Origin of the sequence: Massilia eburnea (assembly GCF_050709955.1) — a bacterium.
GTDB classification, from domain to species: Bacteria; Pseudomonadota; Gammaproteobacteria; order Burkholderiales; family Burkholderiaceae_D; genus Rugamonas; species Rugamonas eburnea_A.
This window is the reverse complement of record NZ_JBNZFX010000011.1, coordinates 16,295-25,545: the sequence shown is the minus strand read 5'-3', so window position 1 is coordinate 25,545 and position 9,251 is coordinate 16,295. Positions and strand designations below refer to the sequence as shown.

At 58.2% G+C, this 9,251-nt stretch carries 14 protein-coding genes; all 14 read left to right on the top strand.

Annotation, left to right across the window (positions count from 1 at the left end; translation table 11 throughout):
• The first annotated feature begins 76 nt into the window (after positions 1–76).
• The 14 genes from ACQ4MM_RS07825 (at position 77) to ACQ4MM_RS07760 (ending at position 9,207) form a co-directional block, all read left to right on the top strand.
• A complete protein-coding gene (locus ACQ4MM_RS07825) occupies positions 77–691 on the top strand; it encodes a YbhB/YbcL family Raf kinase inhibitor-like protein (protein ID WP_431476849.1) in 615 nt (204 codons plus the stop codon).
• Positions 688–1,329: a histidine phosphatase family protein gene (locus tag ACQ4MM_RS07820; RefSeq protein WP_431476848.1), complete on the top strand. Its 642-nt coding sequence runs from the start codon at positions 688–690 to the stop codon at positions 1,327–1,329. Before ACQ4MM_RS07825 ends, ACQ4MM_RS07820 begins: the two co-directional genes overlap by 4 nt.
• Positions 1,330–1,403: 74 nt before the next feature.
• A complete protein-coding gene (dusB, locus tag ACQ4MM_RS07815) occupies positions 1,404–2,420 on the top strand; it encodes a tRNA dihydrouridine synthase DusB (protein WP_431476847.1) in 1,017 nt (338 codons plus the stop codon).
• A 42-nt stretch (positions 2,421–2,462) separates the two neighbouring features.
• Positions 2,463–2,696, top strand: coding sequence for a helix-turn-helix domain-containing protein (locus ACQ4MM_RS07810; RefSeq protein WP_028102293.1), 234 nt, complete (start codon positions 2,463–2,465; stop codon positions 2,694–2,696).
• Positions 2,697–2,786: 90 nt separating this feature from the next.
• Positions 2,787–4,361: a bifunctional phosphoribosylaminoimidazolecarboxamide formyltransferase/IMP cyclohydrolase gene (gene purH, locus ACQ4MM_RS07805; RefSeq protein ID WP_431476846.1), complete on the top strand. Its 1,575-nt coding sequence runs from the start codon at positions 2,787–2,789 to the stop codon at positions 4,359–4,361.
• 69 nt (positions 4,362–4,430) lie between these two features.
• Positions 4,431–4,967: a crossover junction endodeoxyribonuclease RuvC gene (gene ruvC / locus ACQ4MM_RS07800; RefSeq protein WP_431476845.1), complete on the top strand. Its 537-nt coding sequence runs from the start codon at positions 4,431–4,433 to the stop codon at positions 4,965–4,967.
• 19 nt (positions 4,968–4,986) lie between these two features.
• Entirely contained in the window at positions 4,987–5,565 is a 579-nt protein-coding gene (gene ruvA / locus ACQ4MM_RS07795; RefSeq protein ID WP_431476844.1) for a Holliday junction branch migration protein RuvA, read from the top strand.
• 9 nt (positions 5,566–5,574) lie between these two features.
• A complete protein-coding gene (locus tag ACQ4MM_RS07790) occupies positions 5,575–6,090 on the top strand; it encodes a GNAT family N-acetyltransferase (protein ID WP_431476843.1) in 516 nt (171 codons plus the stop codon).
• Positions 6,091–6,143: 53 nt separating this feature from the next.
• A complete protein-coding gene (locus ACQ4MM_RS07785) occupies positions 6,144–6,641 on the top strand; it encodes a hypothetical protein (RefSeq protein ID WP_431476842.1) in 498 nt (165 codons plus the stop codon).
• 86 nt (positions 6,642–6,727) lie between these two features.
• A complete protein-coding gene (locus tag ACQ4MM_RS07780; RefSeq protein WP_431476841.1) occupies positions 6,728–7,033 on the top strand; it encodes a hypothetical protein in 306 nt (101 codons plus the stop codon).
• Between the two features lie 60 nt (positions 7,034–7,093).
• Positions 7,094–7,384, top strand: coding sequence for a hypothetical protein (locus ACQ4MM_RS07775; protein ID WP_431476840.1), 291 nt, complete (start codon positions 7,094–7,096; stop codon positions 7,382–7,384).
• A gap of 726 nt (positions 7,385–8,110) precedes the next feature.
• Positions 8,111–8,563 carry a hypothetical protein gene (locus tag ACQ4MM_RS07770; protein ID WP_431476839.1) on the top strand — a complete coding sequence of 151 codons (453 nt, stop codon included), beginning with the start codon at positions 8,111–8,113 and terminating at the stop codon, positions 8,561–8,563.
• Positions 8,553–8,771, top strand: coding sequence for a hypothetical protein (locus tag ACQ4MM_RS07765; RefSeq protein WP_431476838.1), 219 nt, complete (start codon positions 8,553–8,555; stop codon positions 8,769–8,771). The genes ACQ4MM_RS07770 and ACQ4MM_RS07765 overlap by 11 nt, the downstream gene beginning before the upstream one ends.
• A gap of 91 nt (positions 8,772–8,862) precedes the next feature.
• Positions 8,863–9,207, top strand: a complete 345-nt coding sequence (locus ACQ4MM_RS07760; protein ID WP_431476837.1) for a hypothetical protein — start codon at positions 8,863–8,865, stop codon at positions 9,205–9,207.
• The last annotated feature ends 44 nt before the right edge of the window (positions 9,208–9,251 follow it).

The window sequence follows — 9,251 nt, the reverse complement described above, 5'->3', positions numbered from 1 at the left end:
TCGAGCAGACGGGGTCTGACCCTTGGGTCAGACCCTGGTTTACCGGTTTCAAAAAAAAAGCAGATGGGAGAAAAAGATGAAAATCTGGAGCGATTCCTTCAAGGATGGCGCCGCCATCCCCGGCGACTTTGCTTTCGCCGTGCGCGACAAGGCCACCAAAGTGCGCCTATCCGCCAACAAGAACCCCCACCTTGCCTGGTCCGAAGTCCCACAAGGCACCGAATCCCTGGTCATGCTCTGCATCGACGGCGACGTCCCCACCGACGGCACCCACGTCAACCAGGAAGGCCACACGCTGCCGGCCAGCATGCCGCGCGCCGACTTCTACCACTGGTCCCTGATCGACATTCCACCGAGCCGCACCAGCATCGCCGCCGGCGAATTCTCGAAAGAAGTGACGCCAAAAGGTAAACCAGCGAGCCTGCCAGCGCCCCTGCGCCACGGCATCAACGACTACACCGCCTGGTTCGCCAGCGACAAGGACATGGCCGGCGACTACTACGGCTACGACGGCCCATGCCCGCCATGGAACGACGAGCGCCCCCACCATTACGTTTTCCGCCTGTACGCGCTGGACATCCAGCGCCTGGAGCTGGAAGGCCGCTTCACCTGCCAGGACGTGCTGCAAGCCATCCATGGGCACATCCTCGACGAGGCGCAGGTGATTGGCAGCTACTCGCTATTTGAATGACAAAAATCCTGCTGATCCGCCACGGCGAAACCGCGTGGAACGCCGTACGCCGCCTGCAAGGCCACACTGACATCCCCTTGAACGAGGAAGGAGAACGCCAGGCAGTAGCCCTGGCGCGCGCGCTGGCGGCCGAGCCGCTCGACGCCATCATCTCCAGCGACCTGGGACGCGCCCTGCAAACCGCACAGGCGGCGGCCGCGCACCATCCCCATCTGCCGCTGCATACCGACCCCGGCCTGCGCGAGCGCGGTTACGGCGCCTTCGAAGGCCTCTTATATACAGAGATCGCCGAACGCTACCCGATCGAATTCGCGGAATGGCAAGCGAGGGACGTGGATGCGGTGATGCCGGCCGGCGATCGTGTGGCCGAAAGCTTCCGCCAGTTCTACCAGCGCTGCCAGGACGGCATTGCACGCTGGTCCGAACGCTACCCGCAGCAATCCATCCTGATCGTCGCCCACGGCGGCGTGCTGGAATGCGCCTACCGCGCTGCCCGCGGCCTGTCGATCGACGGCCCGCGCGATTTCCAGGTCAAGAACGCCAGTATTAACCGCTTTGTCTTTAATAAAGGGGTGTTATCGCTTGAGCAATGGGGCGAGGTGGCCCACCTGTCCACCAGCCTGGACGATATTGTTTAAAAAAGTGCTTAGTTTTTGGGCAGTGGATCGGTTAAAATAGCCCCCTTTCCCGCACTGTCTTACGGATTTACTAAGTGAATATCGGACCTCACGAGCTCCGCAATAACGTCTTTGTCGCGCCTATGGCTGGCGTGACGGACCGCCCGTTCCGCCAATTGTGCAAGGAACTGGGTGCTGGTTATGCCGTGTCCGAAATGGCTGCATCCAATCCGCGCCTGTGGGCCAGCGAGAAGTCCTCGCGCCGTACCGACCACACCGGCGAGATGGAGCCGAAGGCAGTGCAGATCGCCGGGGCGGTGCCGGAAGAACTGGCCGACTGCGCCAAGTTCAACGTCGACCGCGGCGCCCAGATCATCGACATCAATATGGGCTGCCCGGTGAAGAAAGTCTGCAATAACTGGTGCGGCTCCGCCCTGTTGCAGCACGAAGACCTGGTCCAGCGCATCCTGGAAGCGGTGGTGCCGGCCGTGAACGTGCCGGTCACCCTGAAATTCCGCACCGGCTGGAACCGCGAAAACAAGAACGCCCTGCGCATCGCCCGCATCGCAGAGCAAGCCGGCATCCAGATGCTGACGCTGCACGGCCGCACCCGCGCCGACGGCTACACCGGCGACGCCGAATACGACACCATTGCCGCCGTCAAGGCCGCAGTGAGCATCCCGGTGGTCGCCAACGGCGACATCACCACCCCTGAGAAAGCGCGTTATGTGCTCGATAAGACCGGCGCCGACGCCGTGATGATCGGCCGAGCCGCCCAGGGGCGTCCATGGATCTTCCGCGAAATCGACCATTTCCTGCGCACCGGCGAACACCTGCCGGCGCCACTGGTGGCCGAGGTGCGCAAGCTGATGGACGAACACCTGCAGGCCCACTACGCCTTCTACGGCGAATTCCTGGGCGTGCGCACCGCGCGCAAGCACATTGGCTGGTACGTGCGCGACCTCCCGGGCGGGGAGGAATTCCGGCAGCAGATGAACCGCCTCGAGTCGACCGCAGAACAACTGCGCGCAGTCGACAGTTTCTTCGAATCCCAATGGAAGTACGGCGAGCGGTTACAATACCGCCTCGCCGAAGAACCGCTGGCTGCGTGAACCGCGCCTGCATTGGCAAAAATTTAGCAAGATCGATAAAAAATGAGCAAAGAAAGCATTCAGGAAGTAGTCCAGAAAAGCCTGGAAGACTACTTCAATGACCTGGGCGAGCAGCAAGCTTCGAACGTGTACGACATGGTAGTGATGACCGTTGAGCGTCCGATCCTCGAAGTGGTAATGGGCCGCGCCGACGGCAACCAGTCGCACGCAGCCCAGATGCTGGGTATTAACCGCAATACTTTGCGCAAGAAATTACAGGAACACGGCCTGCTGTAAGGCTGATTCCGCGTCCCGGTCCCTATTGGCCGCGACGGGCCGTGGGGCCGGTTGGTTTGTACAGATTTCCGTAACCTTCCCCCCACAGCTATGATCAAACAAGCTCTCATCTCCGTATCCGACAAGACCGGCGTGCTGGATTTCGCCAAGGCCCTGTCGGCCATGGGCGTCAACATCCTGTCCACTGGCGGTACCGCGAAACTGCTGGCCGATAACGGCGTGCCGGTCACCGAAGTGGCCGACTACACCGGTTTCCCGGAAATGCTGGATGGCCGCGTGAAGACGCTGCACCCGAAAGTCCACGGCGGCATCCTGGCCCGCCGCGACTTCCCTGAGCACGTCGCCAAGCTGGAAGAGCACAGCATCCCGACCATCGACATGGTGGTGGTGAACCTGTACCCGTTCCAGGCGACCGTTGCCAAGGCCGAGTGCTCGCTGGAAGACGCGATCGAGAACATCGACATCGGCGGCCCGGCCATGCTGCGCTCCGCTGCCAAGAACCACAAGGACGTGGTGGTGATCTGCGATCCGAGCGACTACGGCGTGGTGCTGGCGGAGATGAAGGGCACCGACAACGCCCCAGGCTACGTATCGTACGAAACCCGCTTCAACCTGGCCAAGAAGGTCTACGCGCACACCGCGCAGTACGACGGCGCCATCACCAACTACTTCTCCAGCCTGGGCCCGGACCGCAAGCACGAAACCCGTTCCGCCTACCCGGCAACCCTGAACGTGGCCTTCGAAAAAGTGCAGGACATGCGCTACGGCGAAAACCCGCACCAGTCGGCAGCCTTCTACCGCGACCTGGCTCCGGTAGCCGGCGCGCTGGCCAACTACCGCCAGCTGCAGGGCAAGGAACTGTCGTTCAATAACATCGCCGACGCCGATGCGGCGTGGGAGTGCGTGAAGTCCATGGGCTCCACCGCCTGCGTGATCATCAAGCACGCCAACCCATGCGGCGTAGCCCTGGGCGCGAATGCCCTGGAAGCCTACCAGCGCGCGCTGAAGACCGACCCGACCTCCGCTTTCGGCGGCATCATCGCCTTCAACGTGGAAGTGGACGGCGCGGCTGCCACCGAACTGGCCAAGCTGTTCGTGGAAGTGCTGATCGCTCCATCGTTCACCGCTGAAGCGCGCCAGATCATGTCGGCCAAGCAGAACGTGCGCCTGCTGGAGATTCCTCTGGGCGAAGGCGTCAACGCCATGGACTTCAAGCGTGTGGGCGGCGGTCTGCTGGTGCAGTCGGCCGACTCCAAGAACGTGCTGCAGTCGGAACTGCGCGTAGTGACCAAGCTGCAGCCTACCCAGCAGCAGTTGGCTGACCTGATGTTCGCATGGCGCGTGGCCAAGTACGTGAAGTCGAACGCCATCGTCTTCTGCGGCGGCAATATGACCCTGGGCGTGGGTGCGGGCCAGATGTCCCGTATCGATTCCGCGCGCATCGCTTCGATCAAGGCACAGAATGCAGGCCTGTCGCTGGCTGGCTCCGTCGTCGCTTCCGACGCATTCTTCCCGTTCCGCGACGGCCTGGATGTGGTGGTTGATGCAGGTGCTACCTGCGTGATCCAGCCGGGCGGCTCCATGCGCGACCAGGAAGTGATCGACGCCGCCGACGAGCGCGGCGTGGTGATGCTGTACACCGGCACTCGCCACTTCCGTCACTAAAACCGGTAAACCTGGGTCAGACCCAAGGGTCAGACCCAGACTTACCGGTTTCTGCCGTAAAATCCGGGAATGATAATTCTCGGCATCGACCCCGGCTTACGCACCACTGGCTTTGGCGTCATCCAAAAAGTGGGCAACAAGCTGCGCTACATCGCCTCCGGCACCATCAAGAGCGGCGAGGGCGACCTGCCGCAGCGTCTCAAAGTCATCCTCGACGGGGTAGCCGAAGTCGCCGCCACCTACAAGCCCGACTGCGCCGCAATCGAAAAAGTCTTCGTCAACGTCAATCCGCAATCCACGCTGCTGCTCGGCCAAGCCCGCGGCGCCGCAATCTGCGCCTTAGTCACGCACGACCTCAAAGTCGCCGAATACTCCCCGACGCAGCTCAAGCAAGCCGTCGTCGGCACCGGCCGAGCCACCAAGGCGCAAGTGCAGGACATGGTCGCGCGCCTGCTGGCGCTGCCCGGACTGCCCGGCACCGACGCTGCGGACGCCCTCGGCATCGCCATCTGCCACGCCAATAGCCAGGCCACGCTGGCCATCGTCACCAACGCCCATCCCTCCCTGTCCGGACTGCGCATGAAGCGCGGCCGCCTGGTGGGCTAATCGCATCCAAAGGAAGAACATGATCGGACGTCTCACCGGCATCCTGCTCGAAAAGAATCCCCCGCAACTGCTGGTAGACGTGCAAGGCGTCGGCTACGAAGTCGACGTACCGATGTCCACCTTCTACAACCTGCCTGGAGTAGGCGAGAAGGTCAGCCTGTTCACCCACCTGACGATTCGCGAAGACGCACACCTGCTGTTCGGCTTCGGCAACGCCGAAGAGCGCGCCGTATTTCGCCAACTGATCAAGATCAGCGGCGTCGGCGCGCGCACCGCACTGTCGATCCTGTCCGGGCTTTCGATCGCCGACCTGGCGCAAGCCGTCACGCTGCAGGAAGCTGGCCGCCTGGTGAAGATCCCCGGCATCGGCAAGAAAACCGCTGAACGCCTGCTGCTGGAACTCAAAGGCAAGCTGGGCGCCGACATCGGTGCTGCCGGGGCGCACCCGGTGCACGATTCGCAATCCGACATCCTGAACGCGCTGCTGGCGCTGGGTTACTCGGACAAGGAAGCCTTGCAGGCACTGAAGACCGTCCCGTCTGGCTCCACGGTCTCCGATGGCATCAAGCAGGCGTTGAAGGCATTGTCCAAAGGTTAAGGCCTGTCGATGGAAATCGTGCGCCTACATGACGAGGGGCCTTGCCGGCTGGATCATGAAGAGAATGGTTTCTCCTCCAACGAGGTGTTCGACGTTTCAATCGTCGACGGTGAAATTCAGCTGGCAGCACGAAGCGTCGAGCATTTCACCAAGACCTATGAATCCGATGATTCACCGGCGGACGACGTTGAATCCTACGGCGCATTCGTGAACGGCACCTTAGCAGGCAAGATCGAACTTGCGACGGCCTGGAACGATCTGGGCTCGATTGAACATATCGTTGTTTCCCGCGAATTTCGTCAAAGCGGCATTGCGACAGCGTTGCTAGATTTTGCTAAAACGTGGGCCGAGGACAGGCAACTCAAGGGCCTGCGACTGGAAACACAGACCAACAACGTCGCTGCCTGCAAACTCTATTTACGAAATGGGTTCGAGGTAGGTGGCTTCGACCGATTCGTTTATCGCACCCAGGAGCAGGTCTCCAACGAAACCGCACTCTATTTGTACTGGTTTCCTGAGCGGTAGCGGTTGTAGAAAAAACTGTATGCTTCGCCTTTTCGAAAACAACTGAACGCCAAATGAAATCGATTGTCCGCAAAAGCTTCTTTGCCTTGTTGCTGTGTGCCCCAATTCTTGCAAGCGCGGGTTCCAAGACATTGTCGGTTGCTTTCTTCGATTACTCGTCCGGGATTGGCAAATCGTCGTTCAAAGCACTGCGCGCAAGCGGCTACGAACACCAGTGCTGGCATGAGAGCTTCGTCGAAATCGAAGGCATTGACACCGCCTACATAGAAAAGCCGCCGGCAAGCCTTCAAAGCGATTTGCTTCTACGCGCGGTGCGTGGCGACGCCGGCGCTGCCGAACAGTTTCGCCAGCAGCTGGAAAAAACCAGGCTCAATGGGGCCTATGCGTTTGTTCCTGATCCGTCAGGGAAGTACGCCACCGTCTATGGCCTGGGCTACCAGACGATATCGGTTACGTCGTCGGCCTCTGTCCGCATTCCGGAAGACGGTAAGCCGATCGCAAACAACACCTTCTCCAAGCGCCTGTGTGAAGCGGGCAAGGCGATGGACTGAACCGGCCATTGATCAATGAGGGATCCGGCGTCATAATCACATTTACTAAAATGTCAACATGACATGGACTTTGTGCTGAGGGCGAAATGCTGCGTCTTTCTTTTTTTGTTATATCGATCCTGATCGCGTCGGGTGTACATGCTGAAGCAGATCCGTTTGCTGACCTGAAAAAGGGGCAACCTAAGGATGTCGCAGCAGTCGCCGAACGTATTGCCCTGTGTACCCATTTCGGCGGTGAAGAGGCGTACGACGCTGAACGCCGAAAGGAGCTCGATGCGGCGATCAAAAAGTACCGCTGTGAAAAACTCGACAGTGACGAGGCGGCGCTGCGCAAACGCTACAAGGGTAATCCCGGAGTGCAGGCGGCGCTTCAAAAAGCCCATGAATGGTGAGAGTCAAGTTGAATTTCCAGCCGGACGCGCCAAGGCGCCGGTAAGCCTCGAACTGCTGTTATGAATTCAACATCCGGATCGAACGAAATTCCCGAACCGCTGCGCACCGTTATGCGCGACTATCTGCACGTTGAGTGGTACGAGCTTCATGAGCTCGCGGCAGATGTTAAAGCCGCAGATTGTGAAAAAAAATTCGGCTCATTCAAGCTGCAACTGCGTGCCGCAATTTTGACTGGTACGCCGTCTATCGAGGCAGTTTACGCGCTCACTGGGCAAGAATTCGAGAGTCAGGATCAACTCGTTACCTGGTTAAAAGAAGTGTGGGCATCGTTGTATCACGAGGGGCTTTAATGCCTGATTTTGCAACCAACTGGGCTGCCTCCGCACTGCGCGTTTCGGCAGCCAGTTTCTTTGAACGTTAGAGCACATCGATGCGCTATCTCCATCCACAATGGGTTGGAGCATTGCTGGCAACCGTGGTTTTGCCGTCTGCCCTCTGGAATCAAATCGGAAGCCAAGCGTACAAGAGTAGTCAAAGCACTCAATGCAGCCTTAACTGAATATGCTCGCAAAACCTAACTCCATGCTCAACCTCGCTCGCTGGACACGCCAAAGCTGCGCTTTGTCGTACCGGTTAGCGTGAAAAGTATGCCTAGACCTCTCGTTGATCTCGCCACCTCGGCAAACTTCCAAATCTCGCATGAATACGAGACAGTGTGGCTCGTCCAAAAAGATCATTCGAACGTGGTCATTGGAGACTTTTACGGGGATCCAAGCGTTGCGATAATCGATGCTGAAGAACGGTGGTGTGCCGTTGGCGGGTGTGGTTTGATCGTGTACTTCATCGAGCAACCGTTCAGGCCTTACGAGTACGGCCAATATTCTCACCAATATGTCGAAGTCGGACGTACGAAGCCAGACTATTGGTGGGTTGAATCAATTGAACAGACTGGCCCGTTTTCCATCTGCGTTAGGTGTAACGACGGAATTCAGCATAACCTTCAGTTCCAGAGGACGCCTGACGGCGCCACGGAACAATAACGTTAGCCCACATGAGAATTCCAGAAATTCTGCTGATTGCGTTTGTCGGACTCTGGGGGGAGCGCCCAGGCAGCCGAGAGTTCGTTCTGTGGCCGTTCGCTTGGGCAAAAACTTATCGATTACGTGGAAATGCCATGCCCGAAAGATTTAGTTTGTTTCGGTATGTGGGTACGGCGCGAAATACAAGTTGAGAAGCTTCTTGATGGTCCAGCGGTCGGGGAAAAGGTCACAGTCGCACGAATTCAGCATGGCCTTTTCAATGCAGAGTTCGACGCCAGCTTCAGCCTTTTCACCGTGAAGCCCATCGACGACAAGGAGACGCGGGACTTGCTTAGTGCTGAATTTGTCCTTGTAAAATTTGCCAAAGGTGAGGATGCGAAAGAGTGCCGCAAATCTCCAGAGAAGCCGCTACCTATCCCTAACCATCAATTCCAGCGATCGCCTGCGGCGCAGCTGAATACAGTACGTTGGGAGTCTGATGCTACCTAAGCGCACGAAGGCGACCTTGGCGGCGAAACTTGGTCGCTTCGTTCAGCAATACGGTCGGAAAGCTCAAAAGGGCTGGGACCCGAATGATCGGAACTATGATCGAAAGCTTGAGGCGAAGATGAAAAAATTATCGCCCGAGGAACTGTCTGACCTTCTTTCCGGCGAAGACGCCACAGCTGTTGAAAAGCCTGAAAAGTCAAAAACGTGAAAATGCCTCTCTATCACAACCCTGCGGTCAACTGGACTGCCTACACGCTGCGCCTTCCAGCGGCCAGTTACCTTGAATGTTAGGAAAAACAATGCGCACTCTCACGATACAAGTTCAGCCGAACCTAGCGCCGCGGATGGAGATTGCTTCGATCAAAGAGCACTTTCAAGCGCTTTCGGACAACGGCGATATAGTCAATCATTTCGAATTCGTGAGCGGCGATGATGACGGGCCATATCTGAATTTCACGTATTACACGACGGAACCAGCTTCACTGTGGCAGAAGATTCAGGTCAAGATCTACAACAACGATGAAATTGGTCAGACAATTCGGGAATCATCAATGGCGATGTGCTCAAGTGAAGAGGGCTGGGATGACTATCTCTTGCTTTTTCATTTTGATCCAATGGTCGAGACCGACGAGCCAAATTTCTAACCTCTCGATTAACGCGGACGCGCTGACGTGCGCTATAGCAACGG